The sequence below is a fragment of the Giesbergeria sinuosa genome, assembly GCF_042652905.1.
GTDB classification, from domain to species: domain Bacteria; phylum Pseudomonadota; class Gammaproteobacteria; order Burkholderiales; family Burkholderiaceae_C; genus Simplicispira; species Simplicispira sinuosa.
The window spans coordinates 580212-602684 of record NZ_JBHSHJ010000001.1; the positions used below are offsets into that span (position 1 = coordinate 580212).

Sequence of the window (22473 nt, forward strand, 5' to 3'; positions counted from 1 at the left end):
ACCTCGCTTGGTGCAGAGCGGTAAGGGTGGCTCAGATTAACCCCTTTTCTGCCATAGATAAAGCAGCCCCCGGTGCTACGATCACATGGTCTAGCACGCGCACGTCCACCATGCCCAAAGCTGTTTTGAGCGTTTGCGTCAGGGCACTGTCGGCGTTGCTGGGCTGCACATGGCCGCTGGGATGGTTGTGCGCCAGCACCACGGCAGCAGCCCGGTGGTGCAAGGCCCGCAGCAGCACCTCGCGTGGATAGACGCTGGTTTGCGTCAACGTGCCCCGAAACATCTCCTCCAACGCCAGCAGCCGGTGTTGGGCATCCAAAAACAGCACAGCAAACACTTCATGGCCCTTGTAGGCCAAATGCAGTTGCAGGTAGTGTTTGACTGCTTCGGGTGAATCAAATACCTCACCTTGCTGCAACTGTTGTGCCAGGGCACGCCGGGCCAACTCTAGCACCGCCACCAGTTCGGCCCGTTTGGCCGGCCCTAGCCCTTTGATGCGTTCCAAATCTGTGGCACTTGTGTGCAACAGCCCCCCAATGCCGCCAAAGCCACCTTGTCGTTGGCCGGTCGTGGCATCGGTGCTGGGTGGGGCCAGCAGTTCTTGTGCCATTTGCAGCACGTTTTTGCCAACAATGCCTGTGCGCAGCAAAATTGCCAGCAATTCCGCATCGGCCAGTGCTGCTGGGCCACGGGAGAGCAGCTTCTCGCGTGGCAGCATATCGGCAGGAAGGTCTTTGAAGGACATGGTGCTGGGGCCAGAGGCAAACGTAAAATGCGGTCAGTTTATAGAGGCTACCAATGGCAACCGTTCAACCGGGTTCGTTTCTGACCCTGCATTACCGTCTGGCGGGTCCCGCTGGCGACATCATCAACACCTTTGCCGACAAGCCCGCCACGCTCACGCTGGGCAGCGGTGAGCTCTCGCCGGCGGTAGAGGAGCGTCTGTTGGGCCTAGAAGAGGGCCAACGTGCCACCTTTGAGCTGGCTGCGGGCGAGGCTTTCGGCCAACACAACCCCGATATGCAGCAATGGGTAGCACGTAAGCTGCTCAATGATTTGGGCGACCCCGACGAACGCTATGCCGTGGGCGAAGTGGTGGAGTTTGCCACCCCTGATGGCATGGCTACCTATGCGGGTGTGGTGGTGCAGGTGGGCAATGCCGACAGCCCAGATGCCATCTTGGTGGACTTTAACCACCCGCTGGCAGGCCAGCCCGTGACTTTTGAAGCGTATGTGATTGGTGCCTTGTGAGCCAGCTGCAAGAAATCTTGCTCGCCGAGCCGCGCGGGTTTTGCGCCGGAGTAGACCGAGCCATTGAGATTGTGGAGCGGGCACTGCAAAAATTTGGCGCTCCCATCCATGTACGCCACGAAATCGTACACAACACCTATGTGGTCAATGACCTCAAGGCCAAGGGCGCCATCTTCATTGAAGAGTTGGCCGAGGTGCCGCCCGGCGCCACACTGGTGTTTAGCGCCCACGGTGTAAGCAAGGCGGTACAAAACGAGGCCCAAGCGCGTGGCTTTCGCATTTTTGATGCCACCTGCCCATTGGTGAGCAAAGTGCATGTGGAGGTAGCCAAGCTGGCGCAAGAAGGCTACGAGTTCATCATGATTGGGCACAAAGGCCACCCCGAGGTGGAAGGCACTATGGGCCAGTTGGATCACGGTATCCATCTGGTAGAAGATGTGGCCGATGTAGCCCGCGTGCAGCCCGCCCAGACCGAGCGGTTGGCTGTTGTCACACAAACCACGCTCAGTGTGGATGATGCTGCCGAGATTACCGCTGCCGTGCGGGCACGTTTTCCCAGTGTACGTGAGCCTAAGCAACAAGACATTTGCTACGCTACGCAAAACCGCCAAGACGCCGTCAAGGTGCTCAGTGCCCAAGTCGATTTGTTGATTGTCGTGGGCAGCCCCACCAGCTCCAATAGCAACCGCCTGCGCGAGTTGGCCGTGAAGTTGGGCACGCCAGCCTACATGGTCGATAGTGCGGCTGAACTGCTCCCGCAGTGGTTTGAAGGCGTGACCCGTGTTGGCCTGACGGCAGGCGCTTCCGCCCCTGAGATTTTGGTGAGCCAAGTCATAGACCGTATCAAGGCGCTGGGTGCCGTATCCGTGCGCACGGTGCCAGGCATGGAAGAGACCATCAAGTTCCCGCTGCCCAAGGGGCTGAAAATCGAGACGGTAGTGGATTGACATCCTCCCCGCCGCGAGAATGTTGCGTGCTGCATTCACATCGCGGTCGTGTTCCGCTGCGCAGTCGCAGGGTTTTGGTGCAGTCCATGATGTAGATTATGGATTGCTAATCCCTGCTCTCAACCCCGGACTGAACTCCGGGGCTTCCCGCGCACCGGGTGATCTGGGGAGCCTGCTCTTAAGAGAGCGGCTGGGGCTTGGAAGCAATGGTCTGTGGTTTGCCTTTTGTCATCCGTGTGGCCTAGGCTAGGCTCTGACGGCTACTACCGCAGACGCCGTAGCCAGTTCTAACTCCATAAGTCCAGTGGTGGGTCTGCGGCAATGGCACGCAACAAATCAGTGCGTGAGACAAAACCTTTCAGCTCACCACTGTCGTCTGTCACTGGCAGGCCGGGCAAACCCGTCTCGAGCAACACCCCAGCCAAGCGGCGCAGTTCGGTATCTTCTGACACCGTAGGCACTGGGCTGACCATCACTTCGGCCACAGGCCGACGGGCGCTGGCGAGCCGTTCTGCCGCTTGGTCATTGGGGGGCAACAGGTCTGGTGGCCCCATGTCGGTGCGCAGCAGCAGCCCCACCACCCGGCCCACACTATTGAGTACGGGTGCCTGACCCACTTGGTAGCGGGTAAACATTTGCCATGCTTCATGCACCCGGGCCGACAATGGCACTGTCAGGGCACCACGCGTCATCACGTCACGCACCAGTGTCAGGGGTTGACGCGGGGGAGATTGCCCGCTGCTGCGGGTATAGGCACTCACAGCATCCTGTGCCCGCAGTGTGCGCGCAGGGGCTGTGGTAGTGGGGGCAGGCAGTGGCAGGGGGGCTGCTTCTTCACCATGCAGGCCTGCGGCACGGGTGCGCAATGCCAAGGGACGACGAACACCACGCACAGGCGAAATCTTCGCCAGGTTTTCTGGGCCGCCCCGGTACATCTGCCCCGAAGGGCCAAAGACAAAGAACATACGCAGCACTCCTGATGGCCGATGTGGATGACGATGTTATCGATACTGCCGCCTAAAATCGGACTATGCTAGACATCCTCCTCCTTCGCAAAGACCTTGCTTCGGCCATTGCCCGGCTCGAAACCCGCAAAACCCCCCAAGCCTTCCTCAACGTCGAGGCCTTCCAAGCCTTAGATGCCGAGCGAAAAACCCTGCAAACCCGCACCGAGGAGTTGCAGGCCCAGCGCAACCAACTCTCTAAACAGATTGGTATGCTGATGGGCAAGGGCGACAAAGACGGTGCCGAAGCCGCCAAAGCCCAAGTAGCGGCATTCAAAACCGAACTGGAGCAATCCGCCACCCGTTTGGAGCAGATACAGGCCGAACTGCAAACCTTGCTGTTGGCCGTGCCCAACCTTCCGCACGAGAGCGTGCCTGTGGGCAGTGATGAAACCGGTAATGTCGAAGTGCGCCGCTGGGGCACGCCGCGCAGTTTTGACTTTGACGTCAAAGACCATGTTGATGTGGGCACCCCGCTGGGGCTGGACTTTGATATGGGCGTCAAACTGTCTGGCTCACGCTTTACGGTGATGAAGGGTGGTATTGCGCGTCTGCACCGCGCGTTGGCCCAGTTCATGCTGGACGTGCAAACGCAAGAACATGGCTATACAGAATGCTATGTGCCCTATGCCGTCAATGCCGACTCGCTCAAGGGCACTGGTCAGTTGCCCAAGTTTGAGGGCGATCTGTTTGCGGCCAAAAAGGGAGGCCAAGATGGCGAGCCGGTGCCAGACAATGCCGCGCTCTACCTGATCCCGACCAGCGAAGTGCCCCTGACCAACTTTGTTCGCGATGTGGTGCTGCAAGAAGCTGAACTGCCGATCAAGTTGACAGCGCACACCCCTTGTTTCCGTTCTGAAGCTGGTAGCTATGGCCGCGACACACGCGGCATGATCCGCCAGCACCAGTTTGACAAGGTAGAGATGGTGCAGATTGTGCATCCCGAGCAAAGCTATGCGGCGCTCGAAGAAATGACCGGCCATGCGGAGGCCGTTTTGCAAAAGTTGGGCCTGCCCTACCGCGTCATGAGCTTGTGCAGTGGTGATATGGGCTTTGGTGCGTCCAAAACCTACGATTTGGAAGTTTGGTTGCCCGCCCAAGGCACCTACCGTGAGATCAGCTCTGTCAGCAACTGCGAGGCCTTCCAAGCGCGCCGCCTGCAAGCGCGGTTTAAAAACACCCAAGGCAAAAACGAACTGGTACACACCCTGAACGGCTCAGGCTTGGCCGTGGGCCGTTGCCTCGTGGCCGTGTTAGAAAACTACCAGAACCAAGATGGCAGCGTAACGGTGCCTGAGGCACTGCGCCCTTATCTTGGTGGGTTGGAACATCTTATCCCCTAAAGCTTTTTAGTTTCTGGTTGATGTAGAAGATGTTAAAAAATGTAGGGAAATTGACATAAATGTTGCAGGGTCGGTAGGGCTATGGCCCAATCAGGGGCTGGATTACTTTTCCAGCCCCTTATGTCTCGTCCTCTGTCTTCTTCTACAAACGCCCCTTCGGCTGATCAAAGTGCGGGCTTTTTTGCGCACCACGGTGTCTGGTCGTTGGGGATACGGTTGTTCCGGCAGTTGCGCTTTGGTGCCAAAGCGGCCATTGTGAGCAGCTTGTTTTTGTTGGCTACGCTCGTGGGGGTGGTGCTGTATTTGAGTGCAGCCCAGCAAGGCATTGAGCGTTTGCGCAAAGAGCAGGCCGGGGTGTCGATTGTGGAACGGCTGGCGCCCGTACTGCACGCGCTCACCGATTTGCGCAATGCCAGCCGCGCTCAAGGGGCGGGTTATGTGGCGGCTACGCCACTGTTGCAGCAGGCACACCAAGCCTTGCACCAAGCCGAGGCTGACTTGCGTTTGGTAGAGGGCGACCATATCGACCGCTTGGGTTTGGGCCAAGAAGCCGAGCAGTTGCACCAAGTGCTGGATGCCCTGCCAACACAGGCCGATATCAAGGCCATTGAAGCGGCATTACACAAAACGGTAGAGTACGATAACCTCATTGCAGCCCGCTCGGGCATGATTTTGGATGCCGATGCTGCCGACCTCCAGTTGCTGATGGCCTATACCCGTGAAGTGCCGTTCTTGGCCGAGGCAGTGGGGCAAATGCGCAGTTGGGGCACCGTGGCGCTGGTGGGGCAGTTGCAGAATCTGGCCGCCATGCAGCGGGTGTTTGGCTGGAGTGCGCGGGCACAAAAGCATGTGGCCGAAAGCCAAGCGTGGCTCAAAGGCGCCATCAAGGCAGCCCCTGCTTTAGACAAGCAACTAGACCTTGCCGTGCTGGAGCGTGCCCAAGCCTATGTGGGCCAGGCCGATAAAGTGTTTGCCAAGGCCGACCCCGCCTTGGTGGGGGATGTGGATGGCTGGTGGCGTCAGGGCAGCCAGTTGGTGGCTGATTTGTACGTTGTCCAAGCCAAAGCCATGCAGGTGGTACACCAACGGCTGGAGGCACGTTTGGTGGCTGCCGAGGCAGAGCGCAACTTGTCGATGGGCTTGATTCTGTTGGCTTTGGCCTTGGCTGGTTATTTTTTCTATAGTTTCTATTGCGTGATGGATGGTGGACTGAAAGAGACACGCCGCCACCTAGAGGCCATGAGCAGTGGTGACTTGACCACCCAACCCAACCCTTGGGGGGCTGACGATATTGCGGTGCTCATGCTGTCGATGCGCCAAATGCAAGATGCGCTGCGCTCTATTGTGGGTGACGTACGCATGGCCAGCGACGAGATTGTGGGCTCCAGTGCCGACATTGCCGAAGGCTCGGTGGATTTGTCGGCACGCACCGAGGCGGCAGCCAGTACCTTGGAAGAAACCGCACAGGCAATGGCCCAGATTTCTGGCACCATCCAAAACAGTGCCCAAAATGCAGAGCAAGCGGCCGCGATGGCGATGGACAACGCTACGGCAGCACATGAGGCTGGACAAATCATGCAGCGCATGGTGGCTACGATGGATGACATTGGCACCGCCTCCAGCAAGATCAATGACATCATCGGCACCATTGACGGCATTGCTTTTCAGACCAACATATTGGCGCTCAATGCAGCAGTCGAGGCCGCACGGGCTGGTGAGGCTGGACGGGGTTTTGCTGTAGTTGCTGCTGAGGTGCGTAATTTGGCCCAGCGCAGTGCTGCTGCCTCGCACGAAATCCGCCAACTCATCATTGACAGTGTGGGGCAAGCCCACAATGGCGTGCAGGTCGCCAACGAGGCCGGAGCCTCGATTGCCAAGGTGCGCGCCCATGCCGACCGAATTGGCCAGTTGATCAGCGATATTGCAACTGAGGCCCGTGCGGGCGCTCAGGGCATTCGACAGGTGGATGAGGCCACCAAGGCACTAGAGCACAGCACGCAGCAAAATGCGGCCTTGGTTGAACACACAGCGGCGGCTTCTACCACCCTGCGGGAGCAGGCCCACGCGTTGTCAGAGCGGGTAGCGCAGTTCCGCATGCTTTGAGGCGTGTGTCGGCAGGGGCTGGCGTGGGTTAGCCCAAGCGCGCTTGGTGCCGTGCAATTTGCGTCCGTACCTGTGCTGGTGCGGTGCCACCCAAGGTGTTGCGGGCGTTGAGCGAGCCATGCAGGCTCAGGCAGTCGTACACATCCTTCTCGATGGAGGGGTGAAAGCCTTGCAGCACCGTCAGGGGCAACTCAGACAAATCGCAGGCGTGGGTGGTGGCCGCCTTGACGGCATGGGCCACGGTTTCGTGGGCATCGCGGAAGGGCAGGCCTTTTTTCACCAAATAGTCGGCCAGGTCGGTGGCAGTGGCGTAGCCCTTCTTGGCGGCCTCTTGCATGGCTGGTGCATTGACGGTGATGCCGCCTTCTTTGGCCCCAGTGGTGGGGTTGACTTGGCCGCCCACCATCTCGGCAAAAATACGCAAAGTGTCTTTGAGCGTGTCTACCGTATCAAACAGCGGCTCTTTGTCTTCTTGGTTGTCTTTGTTGTAGGCCAGTGGCTGGCCTTTCATGAGCGTGATCAAACCCATCAGGTGGCCGACCACACGGCCCGTTTTGCCGCGTGCCAGTTCAGGCACATCGGGGTTTTTCTTCTGCGGCATGATGGAGCTGCCGGTGGTGAAGCGGTCGGCAATCTTGATAAAGCCAAAGTTCTGGCTCATCCAGATGATGAGTTCTTCACTCAAACGGCTGATGTGTACCATGCACAGGCTGGCAGCAGCGGTAAATTCAATCGCAAAGTCACGGTCGCTCACGGCGTCCAGGCTGTTTTGGCACACGCCTTCCATGCCCAAGCTGCGGGCTACGCGCTCCCGATCCAGTGGGTAGGTGGTGCCAGCCAATGCAGCACTGCCCAAGGGCAGCAGGTTGACGCGCTTGCGTACATCGGCCATGCGCTCGGCATCGCGGGCAAACATTTCTACATAGGCCAGCAGGTGGTGGGCAAAACTGACCGGCTGGGCCACTTGCAAATGGGTGAAGCCCGGCAAAATCACGTCGATGTTTTTGGCTGCCACTTCGACCAGCGCCTTTTGTAATTCGGTGAGCAGGCCGCCAATCAGGTCAATCTCACTGCGCAGCCACAGGCGCACATCGGTTGCCACTTGGTCGTTGCGGCTGCGGCCTGTGTGCAGGCGCTTGCCTGCATCGCCCACCAGTTGGGTCAGGCGGGCTTCAATGTTCAGGTGTACGTCTTCTAAATCCAGTTTCCATTCAAACTGACCCGACTCAATCTCTTGGCTGATTTGTGCCATGCCCCGCTCGATGGCGGCTTGGTCTTCTGGGGCGATGATGCCTTGGGCGGCCAGCATCTCGGCATGGGCCAAGCTGCCCGCAATATCGGCTTGCCACAGGCGCTTGTCAAAAAATACACTGGAGGTGTAACGCTTGACCAGATCGCTCATGGGCTCAGAAAACAAGGCTGACCAGGCTTGCGCTTTGGTGTCGAGCTGGTTGTGGGAGGGCTGCGTAGGTTGGCTGGTGGACATGGGAGGCAATAATCCGGTGAAACAGACACCCGGAACAGCCGGATGCCGCAATGCAGAAGACGCGAATTTTATCGACCCCGCTCTCTCAACCTGCTGCCAAAGCCACACATCCGCAGGGCCGGGTGGAGATTGGGCGCGTGCTGGTCTTTGATGCCTGCCATGCCGGTGTGGTGTTGCGGGCGGTGTTGTTTGTGGAAACCGTGGTGGGCGTGGGCGCTTTGTTTGGCAGTCAGAGTCCGCTCGAATGGTTGGCCCGGCTGGCGCTGCTCACGGGGGCTGTGCTGCCCGCCACATTGGCTTGGCTGGTCACGGCCTGTAGCCTGAAGCAGTGGCTTCAACGCTTGGGCCCGCCAGGGCAGTGGGCTGCCGGGGTGGTGCTGGGCGCACTGGCGGGTTTGTACGCCTGCGCCATGTTGGCATGGATGGAGGCGGCACAGCCTGCACCTTGGTTGGCTAGCGCCGCCAGTGGCGCCTTATTGGCCGCCATACTGATGGTTGCCTTGATGCTGCGGGCGCAGGCCCGTACGCCAGCGGCCACCACCGCCCGGCTGGCCGAGTTGCAGTCGCGCATCCGACCCCATTTTTTGTTCAATACCCTCAACAGTGCGATTGCCTTGGTGCGTGACGAACCGGCCAAGGCCGAGGCATTGCTGGAAGATTTGAGCGATTTATTTCGCAGCGCCTTGACCGAGCAGGGCGAGACCGTTACGTTGGAAGAGGAGATTACCTTGGCCCGGCGTTATCTGGCTATTGAGCAGGTGCGCTTCGGTCAGCGCCTGCAAGTGCAATGGCGCCTTGATCCCCGTGCCAGTGCAGCCCTGCTACCGCCCCTGTTGTTGCAGCCCTTGGTAGAAAACGCTGTCAAGCATGGCGTGGAGCCTTGCGCACGGGGAGGCAAATTGCGTGTTTGCACCCAACTGCGGGGCAGCCGGGTGGTGGTGCGTATTACCAACACCCTGCCAGTGGCAGAGGAGTCTGGCGGTGCTGTGGGGGCCAGGGGGCACGGCATGGCTCTGGCCAATGTGCGCGCGCGGTTGTTGTTGCTGCATGATGTGCAGTGTGATTTCAGGGCGGGCATGCACGGCGATGTGTATGAAGTGCGCATCACCCTGCCTGCCCCTGCTTCTGTTTAGCACCACCATGAATATTCTGATTGTTGACGATGAGCCGCTGGCCCGCAGCCGTTTACACACCCTGTTGGCCGATACAGGTAGCCACCAGCTGGCGCAGGCTGCCACCGCCCACGAGGCGTTGGCATTGCTGAGTGCGGCGGGCAGTGGACAGCCCTTTGATTTGTTGTTGTTAGACATCCATTTGCCCGGTCAAGATGGCTTGCAATTGGCGCGGCAATTGCACACCTTGGCCCATGCACCCGCGGTGGTGTTTGTCACGGCACATACCGAACATGCCCTGAACGCCTTTGAATTGGACGCCGTGGACTACCTGACCAAACCGGTGCGCCGCGAACGCTTGCAACAGGCGTTGGCTAAGGTGGGGCGGGTATTGGCTGCACCCCCTGCTGTGGGCCTAGAGCCTGCTGTGGGCGAGGTGCTGCTGATCCAAGATCGGGGCCGCACCGAACGTGTGCCCTTGGCCGAAGTGCTCTATTGCAAAGCAGAGCTGAAATACGTCACCGTGTGTACCGCCACGCACAGCTATGTACTCGATGGTGCCTTGAGTGAGCTGGAGAGCCGCTACGGTGCGCATTGGGTGCGTATCCATCGCAATGCACTGGTAGCCCGCCATGCCATCCGCGCCCTAGAAAAACACCGTGATTCACAAGATGGCGAAGTGTGGGCAGTGCGTTTGCATGGGTTAGCGCAGTGGCTCACAGTATCGCGGCGGCAGGTGCCAGTGGTGCGTGAAGCACTGATGGCTTAGGGCGTGTTATGAACTGCCAGCGGTAGCTAAGATCTGGCTCGCCGTTGGCCACATCAGCACCACAAACACCAGAAAGTTGCGCTGGCCTTGTTTGCTTTAAGCAACACGAATGCTAGAGCGCAGATCCGAGGTTATCACCTTAAAGCAACCAGCCTGCAGCCAGCGGTGTGTTGGTTGGTATACCGCTTCCCAAGGAGGCAGATCATTGGGCAGCATGCGCCAAGGCGCTCCAGCACGCAGGAGTCAGTGCAGGGCGTTCAGGACTTCGCGCAGATCATGGTGACGCTGTGGAGCCTTGGTGGTGATCAGTGCCAAGACGATAGAGCGAAATCCCATTCTTCGTCGCTGACATCGGTAGGGTAGGCTTTGTGGGGCATGACTACAATTCACTCTGCTTCTGGGTCAAGTCAGAGTTCATAACACGCTCTAGTAGAATTTGGCGGGGACGCCGATCATGTGGAGTTACTCATTGATCAGGATGCCCGTCAAACCCGGTTCTTCAGGGCCGGGAAGGATAGCGCGGACACCGCAGGTGTCCTGTGAGCGATCAATGCGGCGTTTGCTGTTGTTGAATGTACTGACGAATCGCCTCGATAGGTACCCCGCCACAACTGCCCGCAAAGTACGATGGAGACCATAGTGATCCACCCCAGAGTTTTTGTTGGATCATGACAATCCATGCGCCACTGATTCATCTTTGGGGATTATTTTTATGTTTGATTTTCAGTACAGGAACTGCAGTGGCGCAAGACCTGTCTGGACAGTGGCTGTTGCACTGGGATGATGCTGGCACGCAAACTGCGCAGCAAGTGATTCAACCCCACATTGCGTGGCAGCTCGATACGAACCATGGCTTCTTTGGCTACCGTAGCGGGGTGCTGTGGCTGCGTTTTGATGTGCCTGCCACACCAACGAAACTGGCTGCATCCCATGGCCACATACTGCTGCTAGGGCAGCCCTATCTTGATCGGATGGAGTTGTACCTTTGGGGTGCCTCCGAGCCATTGGCAGTAGTGGGGGATTCGGTACCCAGCAAACCAGAACGGGTGCATCCCACCCGCCACGGGGTGCGTCTGCCAGTGAGCACACAGCCACAAACGTGGTTATTACGGATACAAACCACTAGCGCCATGAATATCTCCGTTCGTCTCATTGAGGAGGCCAAACTTATTCAAACCCTGCCCACTGAACTGCTGTCTGCAGGGGCTATTTTTACTTTATACCTATTAGCGGCGGGCATGTATACCGTGTCTGCGGCGGTATTGCGTCAACCGATTCAATGGTCTTATAGCTTGTACATGGTGTGCTTGTTAGCCATTTTTGTCGGAACCCAACAGCCATTACTCCTGAACGACCTGATGGGTTCACCAGGGTGGGCGAACTGGGTCACAGGCTTTGGAATTTTGATAGTTCCTGCTGCGAGTGCTTTATTGTGGGCCAGGGCGCTGGATTTACGTCACACCAAGCCACAGTGGTTGCGCATATATCAAGGTATCTTCGTGTTTTTTATATGCAGCTTGGGCACTATCAACACAAAGGCCTACCGATGGGCTGCTTTGGCTGCCTTGCTGGGGGTATTAGTGTTGATTGTATTCAGCATTGGTTTGGCCATATGGTTCATGAGGTGCTATCCCGCCAATCGGTTGCAATTGGGGCTTTTTGTGTTGGCTTTTGCTGTTAGTGTGCTTGCCGCCGTTGCATTAAACCTGAGTGTGGCCGGGATTATTACTTCTAATCCTTGGTTTAGTTTGGTGTTTGATGTATCAGCACTGGTGCATGTGGTGCTGCTGGCGGTGGCTACCAATTGGTCTGTGCTCCACAGTGAGAGAAAAAACCGCGAGGCTACATTTCAAAAACGCCAGTTGGCTGAGCAGCAGGTTCAGATTCGGGCATTCTCTGCTTTTGTAGCACACGAGTTGCTCAACCCGCTGGCGCGCATCGGACGCTCCGCCGAAATGGCATTGCGTGAATGGGTCGGGCCAGAGCGCACACGACGGCGTTTGAGTGATATGCGAGCTTGGGCTTTTGAGTCGGGCAAGTTGGTTGAAGTGTTTTTAAACAATGCGGCACTGCAATCGGGCCAGGCACAATTGCGGCCCGTCTCTGTCAACTTGGCCGAGTGGATGCAAGGCGTTTATACCGAATTTACCCTTAACTACCCTCAGGCCCGGCTGCACATTATTTGGCCCCAAGATCAAGATATTTCTGTGGTGCTAGATCCGTTGTTGGGCAAGCTGGCCCTAGAAAATATCCTGATTAACGCACTGAAATATGCTGGGCAGAAAGGTGAAATTACCATTCAGGCCCAAACACAAGGCACAGGGGTGACACTGACGGTAGACGACGAGGGCCCTGGCCTGCGGCCCGAGCAATACGCCTTGGTAGGCCATAGTGCCTTGTTACGCCCACCCACACAAGAGCAGCCGGGCTTTGGCTTAGGCCTGTCGTTGGTGGCACACATTGCCAAGGCCCACGGTGGTCAATTACATGCTCAACCCCGCCACCCTCGTGGCGTGCGCTGGGTACTAGAGTTTGGTCAGGTGGCGGCATCCGACTCTCGTCCCGGCACAAACGCATAGCCATTGGCATAGCTCGCGCGTAGCGGCAAGTCAAACCCTGTCTGGCGCCGAACCTTGGCACGAATTCGGCTGATGACAGCATCTAGGTTGCGACGATTGATCTCGGTATCTTCCTTACCTACCAGTTGCAGGAGCACAGGTCGAGGCACAGGGTCTCCCTTGGCTAATACGGTGGCTTGTACCAACCGAAATTCGTTGACCGACAGCAACGCTTCTTGCCCTTGGGGAGCCTGTAGACATTGATCATTTTCACGCAAGACCCAGCCCGTAGCCACAGCGGGGGGCTCTGGCGGGCTGACATCTCGGACATTCCAACGCAAGCGGCGCAGCACGCTTGCCACCGTGGCCTCTACGAGTGGCAAAGTGGCCGTTTTGAGCAAATAGGCATCCGCCCCAACTTGCAGGCCCGCTTGCTGGTGCTCAACACCACTGCGACTGGTGAGCATGACTACGCCTATCCCCGGCCAGCGGGTGCGTAGCACACGACACACATCCAGGCCATCCAGGCCAGGCAACCCCAAATCCAAAAGTACCAAATGGGGGTGGAGCAAATCGCTCACAGGGGCGAGTTGTTCATAACTGGCAAAACCCACCGCTCGATAACCCTCGGCCCCCAAAAAATCAACCAAATCGTCACGCAAGCTAGCGTCATCGTCGATCACAAAGAGAATCGGGCTACCAATCGTGGTGGGAACAGATGTATGCATGGTTTGCTAACTATAGGGCGCATGCGACCTGATGTGGGTACTAACGGAGGGGTAGCGCAAGAATTGGCAAGAATTGGTAAGCATTGATTAGACATCTGTCGATCTTTGCTGCCTAAGATGGCTACCGTTCTTTTTGCTATAAAAATAGCAGCTTATTTTGTCGATCTTTTGAAGTGTTGCACTTCATTTTTAGACCTTCAAGACTGGGTTCCCACCATGTTCGCAGCCAGCCCATCGCACGATCTGCTTTTGCATCGCCTGTATGCGCTTGGTCATCGCCAATTTGGTGGCCTGTGGCTAGGCCATCTCTGGGGTCATTCCCATGTTCTGCCGTGGGCCAATCCCACACCTCTGTTCATACACTATCGTTACCCTACTTTAAGTAAGACCCGCCAGCGCAATGAATGGGTGTTGCTGTTAAACAATAGTGTTGCCGTGGCAGCGGAGATCACGCAGCGGTGCTCTACCGATGCTGCCTTTGCGGCACTCCGAAGCGACGGTTCGGTGGTGACTTGGGGCCATTCTTCTTACGGGGGTGACAGCAGTGCTGTCCGTGCTGCACTGGCCTCAGGGGTCACGCAGTTATGCGGGAGCAGTGCGGCATTTGCGGCACTCAAGGCCAATGGTGCCGTGTTCACTTGGGGTAGTGCGCGCAGCGGGGGCGATAGTCGTGCGGTTCGCACTGCACTGGCCTCGGGGAACACGCAGTTGTGTGCAACCGGCTTTGCGTTTGCGGCACTCAAAAGCGACGGCTCGGTGGTCACTTGGGGTGCTGCCCATTACGGCGGCAACAGCAGTGCGGTCAGTACTGCGCTGGCCTCAGGGGTCACGCAGTTGTGTGCAACCGGCTTTGCGTTTGCGGCACTCAAAAGTGACGGCTCGGTGGTCACTTGGGGGGACTCCCATAACGGTGGTAACAGCAATGCTGTTCGCAGAGCGTTGGCCTCCGGAGTCATACAGTTGTTTGCGAACGATTTTGCCTTTGGGGCGCTCAAAAGCGATGGCACGGTGGTCACTTGGGGCGGTAGGCGCCACAGTGGTAACAGCCGTGGCACCCATACGGCGTTTGTTTTGGGTTGACATCCTCTCCGGGCTAAACCCCGGAGATTCCTACTGCTAGACGGCGATGCCCCGCCGCATCAGCTTGCACTGACTTATTCAGCAAGATGCCTACCTTTCGGATTCCACTAATGGACGGCAAATTACCGGAGATTTCTGTGCTCGATTCCAAGTGCCTAATGGCGGGAGAATTCGGAATCTTGTTTACACGGGCAAGAATTTTAGCACCTAAGAACGGCTACGCCGTTCGCGCTCTCAACCCCGGACTGAACTCCGGGGCTTCCCGCGTACCGGGTGACACAGGCTTTTGTACAAGGTAACGCCTTTACAGCCAGCACAAGCAATGGAGTTGCGGTGTCTTAAAGGGGGGCAGTGCAAGGTTTGGCAAGGTTTGGTGATGATTGATTAGACATCGATCCATCTCTTCAGCCTAGGATGGTGGCGGTCTAGGTCGCGTTTTGCCATGTTCCCCACTCAACATCCCCTACTGACGGTAGCTCCCGTCCATCATCTGACAGCAGTGGATGCACAACCTGTCGCTGTCTCTGGTTCGATGGACACAGGCTCACGGGCCAATGCACGCCTTGTTTGTACGCCTACCTCAGCCCATGTGAACCAGCAAGCGCAGATGCTCCGTTGGCTATCCGTAGTGTTCGCTTTGCAGCATGCTGTTGTCGTGTTGTTGGCCGGTTGGCTCGATGTGTACTCACCAGCATCCGGTTCACACGCGCTCTATGCATCATGGCTGTCCTATCCCAGAGGGTAGGTGCTGTGATGCACATGCGTACCATTACCCTTTCCGATCCAGACGCAGTGTGGCAGGCCGCACATGCCATCCTCACGCAGCCCCATGCGGTGGCTATCTTTGCCAAGGCTTTGTCGTTGCTGCCAACGGACGGGCAGGGCTTTGCCAAGATGCACCGCATCCGACTGGAGCTGTGCCACGGTTTAGCGTTATTTTCCGCCAACCAGATGGAAGCCTGTTTGGCCGTGTTGCACACCGCCGCGCAACGCGCCGCCCGTCACCCCTTGCCTGCTCCCACGCCACAGCCCCCTACGGCCATGGATACCGATGCTGGCTTGGCCCTGTTGCGCCATACCCTCGTGGGCTTGGCGGCACTGGGGCTGACGGCTTTTCCCACGGCAGGCTCTTTGTTGGGCCTGGTGCGCGAAGGCCGCCTGCTGCCCAAAGACAAAGACTTGGACGTGGGGGTGCCCTTTGGGCAACTGCAAACGGCTGCCAACGCCATGCCCACACTGGGCTGGAAGCCCGCGCGGGTAACCGTGAACGCTGTTAATTTTCGCAGTTTTGTGCATACACAACATCCGGTCACGCTGGATTTGTTGGGCTACGAATGGGATGCCACCCAGCCATGTGTATGGGGTGGTTGGTGGCCTGTCGGTTTGCCACGTGAGCAAGGCCGCTTGCTCAAGCTGGCCCCCATTCAACTGGAGCTCACATCCCACCCGTGGGGCATGCACTGGGCCGTATGCCAGCCCGAGCAACTGCTGATGCAACTGTACGGCCCAGGTTGGCGCACCCCCGATGGTGCATTTGACGGCACGCTGGAAACCCCCGCCCTGCACGCCCACACCCACTTCACCCGGGCTTGGGGTGCGCTGCGCGTACTTGAAGCCTGGCTGCAAGGGCAGGCCCAGCTAGTGGCCCGCCGCTTGCACATTCTGGCCAAGTTGGATGCCACCGACCCTGTGGTACGTGCCTTTACTGCGCCTGATGCCAGCCCATTACCACTTGGATTGCCGTATTGATAGTCATGTTGACGCACTCCCCCCATCCACCAGCCAATCCCCTCCCCCCTGATGCCCCTGTGGTGGGCGGCACCATTGGTGCCTTTGATCTGCTCCATGTCGGACACCTGCGCTTTTTGACTGCGGCACGCCAGCACTGCCAATACCTGAAGGTAGGCGTTGGCACCGACCGACTGCTGCGCCACGTCAAAGGGCGGGCCACCGTGTGCCACGAGGCGCACCGTCTGGAAGTGATTCAGGGTCTGCGCTGTGTGGACGAAGCCTGTCTGTTTGACGTAGGGCTGGATCAAACCACCCAAGCCACCCGCTGGCTGGCCGACTGGGGCGTAAACACCCTGTTTGTCAGCAGCGAGTGGATAGACACCCCCCGCTGGCAACGCCTGCGGCCTTTGCTGGCCCAGCATGGCCTGATTTGCCGGGTGCTGCCTTACACCCAAGGCATTTCGAGCACGGCGCTGCGGCAAAAAGTGCTTCACCCATAAAGCGCCCCGAGGTTTTTGGCCTCTGTTTTTTCTAGCACCACTCTTTAATCTCTAGGAAACCCCCATGATCTCCACCCCCGACCTTTTAGGCACCTCGTACACCAGCGGCCAGCCCGACCAGAACCACGCGCGCACCGAAGTTGCTTTTGTGCTCGACAACGTGACCGACTGGCAGACCTTGGCCGCAGGCGTACGCCCCGGCGTGGAGGTGGTTGTGTTGGACAGCCGGGGCAATGGCCTGGCGCAAATGGCCGACTGGCTGGCGCACAAAGCGTCGGGCACTGTCGATGCCATTCACCTGTTAACACATGGCAGCGCAGGCACCATCCAACTAGGCGCGCTGACACTAGAGGCCAGCAACCTTGATGAACACAGCAACACGCTGGCGCAAATCGGCCAGAGCCTGAGCGCCGAGGGCGATTTTTTGCTCTATGGCTGCAATGTGGCCAGCGGCACCATGGGCATAGACTTTATCGGCACACTGGCCCAAGCCACGGGGGCCGACATCGCTGCCTCTAGCAACCCCACTGGCGCGGCCAACTTGGGGGGCGATTGGAGGCTAGAAACCACCCGTGGCCTGATTGAAACCGCCCCCATAGCGGCTCCCGCATGGCAACAGGTGTTGGCCAGCCCGGTGCTCAATGCCACCGCATCCCCCACGCTGGGCACCGTGCCGGCCAATCTGAGCGCGCCCACCGATGGCAGCACCGCCAACAGTGTGCTGGTGAGCAGCTTGATAGACAACGGTGGCAACTTGAACAACTACAGCGATGCCGATAATGACCCGGCGGGCATCGCCATCACCGGGGTGAACAGCAACGGCACGCTGTACTACAGCACCGATGGGGGGGGGCACTGGACGCAACTGACGGGCACGGTATCGGACAGCTCGGCGCTGGTGTTGAAAGCCGATGCCGACAACCGCCTGTATTTCCAACCCCAGGCCAATTACAACGGCAACCTGAGCAATGCCATCACCTTCAAGGCCTGGGATGGCACTGGGGGGTGGAGCGATGGGCAAACCGGGGGAAGTAGCGCACCCATATTGGTAGGCTCCTACGTCACCGGCAGTTCTGCGCGGAGTATCGCCGTCAGTGGCCACTACGCCTATGTGGGGAATAACTTAACGGGCCTGCAGATCATCGATATCAGCAACCCCGCCAGCCTCACGTGGGTAGGCACCTTCAACACCGGCACCGTTCCGGCGGTCGCCGTCAGTGGCAACTACGCCTATATGGCGGCTGGCACCACGGGCCTGCAGATCGTAGATATCAGCAACCCCGCCAGCCCCACGCCGGCAGGCACCTACGACACCAGCGGCTCTGCTCGGGGAGTCGCCGTCAGTGGCAACTACGCCTATGTGGCAGATGGCTCCTCGGGCCTGCAAATCATCAATATCAGCACCCCCACCAACCCCACGTGGGTAGGCGGCTACAACACCAGCGGCAATGCTATGGGTGTCGCCGTCAGTGGCAACTACGCCTATGTGGCGGATGGCAGCGCGGGCCTGCAGATCATCAATATCAGCAGCGACCCCGCCAATCCCACGCTGGTACGCACGTACGACACCAGCGGCAATGCTCAGGGTGTCGCCGTCAGTGGCAACTACGCCTATGTGGCGGATGGCACCGCGGGCCTGCAGATCATCGATATCAGCAACCCCGCCAGCCCCACGCCGGCAGGCACCGGCCCCTCATTACTCTTCTCAGCCACTGGTGTTACCGTCAGTGGTAATTACGCCTATGTGACGGATTTAGCGAAGGGCCTGGAGATCATCGATATCAGCAACCCCGCCAACCCCACGTTGGCAAGCGCCTACTACACCAACGGCATGCCCTATGGTGTCGCCGTCAGTGGCAACAATGCCTATGTGGCGATGAGCGGCTGGGGCCTGCAAGTGATCCAGCCTGTGTTGGGGTTTTCGGCAGCCACGGATACGGCCAGCCTGGCGGTGGGGGATACCACAGCCCCTGGGCCACCGGCCATCACCAGCGTCAGCGACGATGTAGACCGCATCATCGGCCCAGTGGCTTCGGGGGGCTTGACCAACGACGCAACACTGACCGTGCGCGTCTCGCTCACAAACACCGATGCCGTCGCTGGCGACACGGTGCAGTTGTATCTGAACAGCACGATAAATGAGATGGCAACTGCCACCTTGGGCGCGAACGACATCCTCAACGGCTACCTGGATATCACCACCCCGGCACTGAGCGCCGGAACGTTGAGTATTACCGCCTTTATCACCGATCAGGTGGGCAACCGCAGCACTAGCTCTACCAGCCACACCGTCACCCTCGACCTGACGGCCCCCAGTGCCCCCACCGCCATAACGCTGCTATCTGACATAGGTATCTCGAATAGCGATGGCATTACCGGAAAAGATCATAACTCCATCAATGTGAGCGGCTTGACGGCAGGCAACACATGGGAGTACTCAACAGATGGCGGCCAGAGCTGGAGCGCAGGCACGGGCTCCAGTTTTACCCTGGCCGAGGGCAGCTACGCGGCCAACACCATTCAGGCCCGCCAGATCGATGCCGCAGGCAACATCGGCGCGGTAGCACAGATGGCCAGCGCGGTGGTGATTGACACCACCGCACCCACTTTGGATGGTAGCCACTCCAGCCCTGCGGACGATGCCACCAACGTAGCGGTGGGCGACGACATCGTGATCGACTTGTCCGAAACCATCGCTTTTTTCGGCAGTGGCACCATCACCCTGCGCAACGTCACCGACAACACAGTGGCGGGCTCCTTCGACATATATTACGATGGCCCTTCTGTTGCTGCCAACCCGTTTGGTTCACTCACCTGGAGTGGCGACAAGCTCACCATTAACCCCGACTCAGACCTGCTCAAGGGCAAGACCTATGCCGTGCAATGGAGTGGGACTTTGCTGTATGACAGCGCAGGCAATGGGCTGGCCGCCATTACCGACGACACAACCTATAACTTCAGCACGGTGGCGCCCAGCCAGGCACCCACCCTCACCCATCTGGCCTCTGATAGCCTGAGCTTTACCGAAGGCGGCCTTGCTGCACCAATCGACCAAGCAACGCCAGCGGCTGTGGCCGATACTGATTCGGCTGACTTTGACACCGGCACGCTCACCGTGTCGATGGCGGCCAACCGAAACAGCACCGAGGATGTGCTAGCTATCCGCCACCAAGGCACAGCCGCCGGAGACATTGGGGTACTGGGCAGCGATGTCACCTACGGTGGTACCACCATTGGCACCTTTACTGGGGGCACCGGCAGCGACGACTTGGTGGTGACTCTCAATGCCAATGCCACCGCCGCTGCCACACAGGCGCTGGTACAGAACATTACCTACCAAAACACCAACACCACCGACCCCAGCACCGCAGCGCGCACCGTGCGCTTTGTGCTCAAGGATGGCGATGGCGGCACTAGCAGCAACACCGATACCACGGTCAACATCACTGCCGTCAACGATGCCCCAGCATTGAATGCCAATGGCATCAGCCCCACCTTCACCGAAGACGGTGGGGCTGTCCCATTGTTTGGCAGCTCTAACGCCAGCACCCAAGAAGCAGGGCAACTGCTGACCGGCTTGACCCTGACGGTTTCCAATGTGTCAGACAGCACCGAGCAGTTGGGCATTGATGGCAGCACCATTGCCCTGACCCACGGGGGCAGCGGCACAACCAGCACCAATGGGATGTCCTACAGCGTCAGCGTCACCGGTAGCACGGCTACGGTCACGCTGACCAAGACGGCTGGTATTTCCGTCTCGACCATGGATGCCTTGATCACGGGCATGACCTACAGCAATACCAGCCAAGCCCCCAGCACTGCCAGCACCCGAGTGGTCACCCTCACGTCCATTCAAGACAATGGCGGCACAGCCAACGGCGGCGCAGACACAGGCACCCCGAGCGGTTCCCCCGCAGTGGCCACGGTCACGTTGGTAGCCACCAACGATGCCCCCGTGATAGACCTCAACGACACCACCGGCGGTAATGACCACAGTACCCTTTTTGTGGCTGGCGGGTCAGCGGTGGCAATGGCCAATAGCAACGCCACCTTAACCGATGTGGACAGCACCCATCTGGCCTCCCTGACCGTGACACTGAGTAGCCGACCTGATGGCGATAATGCAGAAAGTCTATCCTTGAACACTGCCGCGCAAGCGGCTGCCACTGCGGCCAGCCTGAGCGTTGGTTACACCGCTGCCACAGGTGTGCTCAACATCACCGGCTCGGCGGCAGTGTCCGTCTATGAGACGGTATTGCGCGGGGTGATTTACTACAACACCACTCCGGTGGACAACGCCACTCTAGGCAATCGTGCCGTCACGGTGGCAGCCAATGACGGCGTGGACACCGCCACTTTGCGAACATCCACAGTCACGGTGGATGTGGTGCCCACCATCACCAGTGCCACCTACAACGCGGCCACCCATACCTTGGTTGTCACGGGCGCTAACCTGCCAGAGAATCCTGGGGCTAACAATGACATTGACCTCAGTAAGCTCACCCTCACCGGCGAAGGGGGAGAGACGGTCACGCTGAGTGGTTCCTCCATCGAACTGACCGGCACGGACAGCTTTGGTGTGCCGCCGCAGACACCTATCACCCAATTTACCGTGATTTTGAGCAATGCAGCCGATTTGGCGCTAGAGAGCTTGCTCAACAAAAACGGGCTCACTTCCACCAGTGGCACGGCCTACAATCTCGCCGCTGCTACGGGCTGGGCACCGGGCTACGCCAACACACCCGCCGATACCACCGACAACCCCATCACGGTCAGCAACGTTCCTGTTCCGACAATCACGTCGGCCACCTATGACGCAGCTACCGGCACCTTGGTGCTCACCGGCACGGGGTTCTTGAAACGCAGCGGTGCCACCAACGACATAGTGGCCAACAAATTGACCTTCACGGGCGAAGGCGGAGAGACCTACACCTTGACCGACACGGCTAATGTGGACATTGCTAGCGGCACAGCAGCCACCCTCACGTTGAGCGCCACCGACCAAGCTGCTTTGAATCTAATCATCAACAAAAACGGCACCAGCTCCACCATTGGTACCCCCTACAACTTAGCCGCAGCAGAAGACTGGGCCGCAGGGGCCGATGCCACGACGACCACCACAGCCGACCTCACCAGCAACGCCGTCACGGCCAGCAATGTCCCGGCCCCCACCCTGACCAGTGCCACCTACAACGCCAGCACGGGCGTACTGGCCGTCACCGGGACGGGGTTCCTCAAACGCTCCGGCGCTACCAACGACATTGATGTCGGCAAATTGACCATCACCGGCGACGGCACGGCCTACACGCTCACTTCCAGCAGTGTCGAGATCACCGATGGCACCAGCTTTAGCGTCACCCTCAATGCTACCGACAAGACAGCATTGGCAACCGTGCTCAACAAAAATGGTGGCAGCAGTACGGGCGAAGTGACCTACAACCTGGCGGGGGCCGAAGACTGGGCAGCCGGTGCCGAAGCGGAGACCACGGTGGCTGATCTCGTCGACAACAGTATCACGGTGTCAGGCATCAGTGCCGGGGGTGGGGGTGATCCAGCCCCGGCTCCAGCTCCAGCTCCGGCTCCGGCTCCGGCTCCGGCTCCGGCTCCAGCTCCAGCTCCAGCTCCAGCTCCAGCTCCAGCTCCAGCTCCAGCTCCAGCGCCCAACACCGAAACTGTCGATGGCACGACAGTACAAACACAGACCAGCACCCAAACAGGCAGCGATGGTCAAACTACCACCACCACGACCCAAACCATTGCCCCTGTCAGTGACAGCCGCGCCGAAGACCCCAACACCCCCAATGGCGCGCTGGCCGATATCCCACTGGTCAAGAACAGTAGCGGTGAACCGCTGCTGCAAG

At 58.8% G+C, this 22473-nt stretch carries 15 protein-coding genes and 2 pseudogenes; 11 read left to right on the forward strand and 6 right to left on the reverse strand.

The genetic code is table 11. The features are described 5' to 3' along the window. Positions 1-31: 31 nt before the first annotated feature. Positions 32-745 carry a RadC family protein gene (gene radC, locus ACFO6X_RS02570; RefSeq protein WP_382429731.1) on the reverse strand — a complete coding sequence of 238 codons (714 nt, stop codon included), beginning with the start codon at positions 743-745 and terminating at the stop codon, positions 32-34. Between the two features lie 53 nt (positions 746-798). Here radC and ACFO6X_RS02575 point away from each other — a divergent pair, with 53 nt between their 5' ends. Together ACFO6X_RS02575 and ispH are read left to right on the forward strand one after the other, a co-directional pair. Next, on the forward strand, positions 799-1251 hold the full coding sequence (locus ACFO6X_RS02575; protein WP_382429733.1) for an FKBP-type peptidyl-prolyl cis-trans isomerase: 453 nt from the start codon (positions 799-801) through the stop codon (positions 1249-1251). Beyond that, positions 1248-2198, forward strand: coding sequence for a 4-hydroxy-3-methylbut-2-enyl diphosphate reductase (ispH, locus tag ACFO6X_RS02580; RefSeq protein WP_382429735.1), 951 nt, complete (start codon positions 1248-1250; stop codon positions 2196-2198). Before ACFO6X_RS02575 ends, ispH begins: the two co-directional genes overlap by 4 nt. A 287-nt stretch (positions 2199-2485) precedes the next feature. On the opposite strand, the gene ACFO6X_RS02585 is transcribed toward ispH, so the two are convergent. After that, complete coding sequence (locus ACFO6X_RS02585) at positions 2486-3163, reverse strand: CBS domain-containing protein (protein WP_382429737.1); 678 nt, start codon at positions 3161-3163, stop codon at positions 2486-2488. Between the two features lie 65 nt (positions 3164-3228). Here ACFO6X_RS02585 and serS point away from each other — a divergent pair, with 65 nt between their 5' ends. Together serS and ACFO6X_RS02595 are read left to right on the forward strand one after the other, a co-directional pair. Then, complete coding sequence (gene serS / locus ACFO6X_RS02590; RefSeq protein ID WP_382429739.1) at positions 3229-4545, forward strand: serine--tRNA ligase; 1317 nt, start codon at positions 3229-3231, stop codon at positions 4543-4545. A 120-nt stretch (positions 4546-4665) separates the two neighbouring features. After that, the gene (locus ACFO6X_RS02595; protein ID WP_382429741.1) at positions 4666-6648 is read left to right on the forward strand and encodes a methyl-accepting chemotaxis protein; all 1983 of its coding nucleotides are present in this window, start codon (positions 4666-4668) and stop codon (positions 6646-6648) included. Between the two features lie 28 nt (positions 6649-6676). Here ACFO6X_RS02595 and argH read toward each other — a convergent pair whose 3' ends face one another. Next, entirely contained in the window at positions 6677-8134 is a 1458-nt protein-coding gene (gene argH, locus ACFO6X_RS02600) for an argininosuccinate lyase (protein ID WP_382429743.1), read from the reverse strand. Between the two features lie 50 nt (positions 8135-8184). On the opposite strand from argH, the gene ACFO6X_RS02605 reads away from it, so the two are divergent. Next, positions 8185-9267: a sensor histidine kinase gene (locus tag ACFO6X_RS02605; protein WP_382429745.1), complete on the forward strand. Its 1083-nt coding sequence runs from the start codon at positions 8185-8187 to the stop codon at positions 9265-9267. A gap of 7 nt (positions 9268-9274) precedes the next feature. Next, complete coding sequence (locus ACFO6X_RS02610; protein ID WP_382429747.1) at positions 9275-10015, forward strand: LytR/AlgR family response regulator transcription factor; 741 nt, start codon at positions 9275-9277, stop codon at positions 10013-10015. A gap of 102 nt (positions 10016-10117) precedes the next feature. Here ACFO6X_RS02610 and ACFO6X_RS02615 read toward each other — a convergent pair. Together ACFO6X_RS02615 and ACFO6X_RS02620 are read right to left on the reverse strand one after the other, a co-directional pair. Then, positions 10118-10392 (reverse strand): annotated as a pseudogene (locus ACFO6X_RS02615) (transposase); the annotation flags it as partial. A gap of 170 nt (positions 10393-10562) precedes the next feature. Beyond that, positions 10563-10682: pseudogene (locus tag ACFO6X_RS02620) on the reverse strand (transposase); the annotation flags it as partial. Between the two features lie 73 nt (positions 10683-10755). On the opposite strand from ACFO6X_RS02620, the gene ACFO6X_RS02625 reads away from it, so the two are divergent. Then, positions 10756-12594: a sensor histidine kinase gene (locus ACFO6X_RS02625; RefSeq protein WP_382429749.1), complete on the forward strand. Its 1839-nt coding sequence runs from the start codon at positions 10756-10758 to the stop codon at positions 12592-12594. Here the strand turns inward: ACFO6X_RS02625 and ACFO6X_RS02630 are convergent. Beyond that, positions 12552-13301: a response regulator transcription factor gene (locus tag ACFO6X_RS02630; RefSeq protein WP_382429751.1), complete on the reverse strand. Its 750-nt coding sequence runs from the start codon at positions 13299-13301 to the stop codon at positions 12552-12554. The genes ACFO6X_RS02625 and ACFO6X_RS02630 overlap by 43 nt on opposite strands. A gap of 216 nt (positions 13302-13517) precedes the next feature. On the opposite strand from ACFO6X_RS02630, the gene ACFO6X_RS02635 reads away from it, so the two are divergent. From ACFO6X_RS02635 to ACFO6X_RS02650, 4 genes are all read left to right on the forward strand, one after another. Then, positions 13518-14381: an RCC1 domain-containing protein gene (locus ACFO6X_RS02635; protein WP_382429753.1), complete on the forward strand. Its 864-nt coding sequence runs from the start codon at positions 13518-13520 to the stop codon at positions 14379-14381. 759 nt (positions 14382-15140) lie between these two features. Next, a complete protein-coding gene (locus ACFO6X_RS02640; RefSeq protein WP_382429755.1) occupies positions 15141-16130 on the forward strand; it encodes a hypothetical protein in 990 nt (329 codons plus the stop codon). Between the two features lie 5 nt (positions 16131-16135). Next, positions 16136-16612 (forward strand): FAD synthase family protein, encoded by a 477-nt coding sequence (locus ACFO6X_RS02645; RefSeq protein WP_382429757.1) that lies wholly within the window; start codon positions 16136-16138, stop codon positions 16610-16612. A gap of 64 nt (positions 16613-16676) precedes the next feature. Next, the coding region (locus ACFO6X_RS02650) for a DUF4347 domain-containing protein (RefSeq protein WP_382429759.1) at positions 16677-22473 on the forward strand (5797 nt) is incomplete at its 3' end.

Bases quoted from the DNA above. Each gene is read 5' to 3' on its own strand.
- ACFO6X_RS02630 (WP_382429751.1), bottom strand. From the start codon at position 13,301: ATGCATACATCTGTTCCCACCACGATTGGTAGCCCGATTCTCTTTGTG.
- ACFO6X_RS02640 (WP_382429755.1), top strand. From the start codon at position 15,141: ATGCGTACCATTACCCTTTCCGATCCAGACGCAGTGTGGCAGGCCGCA.
- ACFO6X_RS02605 (WP_382429745.1), top strand. From the start codon at position 8,185: ATGCAGAAGACGCGAATTTTATCGACCCCGCTCTCTCAACCTGCTGCC.
- serS (WP_382429739.1), top strand. From the start codon at position 3,229: ATGCTAGACATCCTCCTCCTTCGCAAAGACCTTGCTTCGGCCATTGCC.
- ACFO6X_RS02610 (WP_382429747.1), top strand. From the start codon at position 9,275: ATGAATATTCTGATTGTTGACGATGAGCCGCTGGCCCGCAGCCGTTTA.
- ACFO6X_RS02635 (WP_382429753.1), top strand. From the start codon at position 13,518: ATGTTCGCAGCCAGCCCATCGCACGATCTGCTTTTGCATCGCCTGTAT.
- ACFO6X_RS02645 (WP_382429757.1), top strand. From the start codon at position 16,136: ATGTTGACGCACTCCCCCCATCCACCAGCCAATCCCCTCCCCCCTGAT.
- radC (WP_382429731.1), bottom strand. From the start codon at position 745: ATGTCCTTCAAAGACCTTCCTGCCGATATGCTGCCACGCGAGAAGCTG.
- ACFO6X_RS02595 (WP_382429741.1), top strand. From the start codon at position 4,666: ATGTCTCGTCCTCTGTCTTCTTCTACAAACGCCCCTTCGGCTGATCAA.
- ACFO6X_RS02585 (WP_382429737.1), bottom strand. From the start codon at position 3,163: ATGTTCTTTGTCTTTGGCCCTTCGGGGCAGATGTACCGGGGCGGCCCA.
- argH (WP_382429743.1), bottom strand. From the start codon at position 8,134: ATGTCCACCAGCCAACCTACGCAGCCCTCCCACAACCAGCTCGACACC.
- ACFO6X_RS02575 (WP_382429733.1), top strand. From the start codon at position 799: ATGGCAACCGTTCAACCGGGTTCGTTTCTGACCCTGCATTACCGTCTG.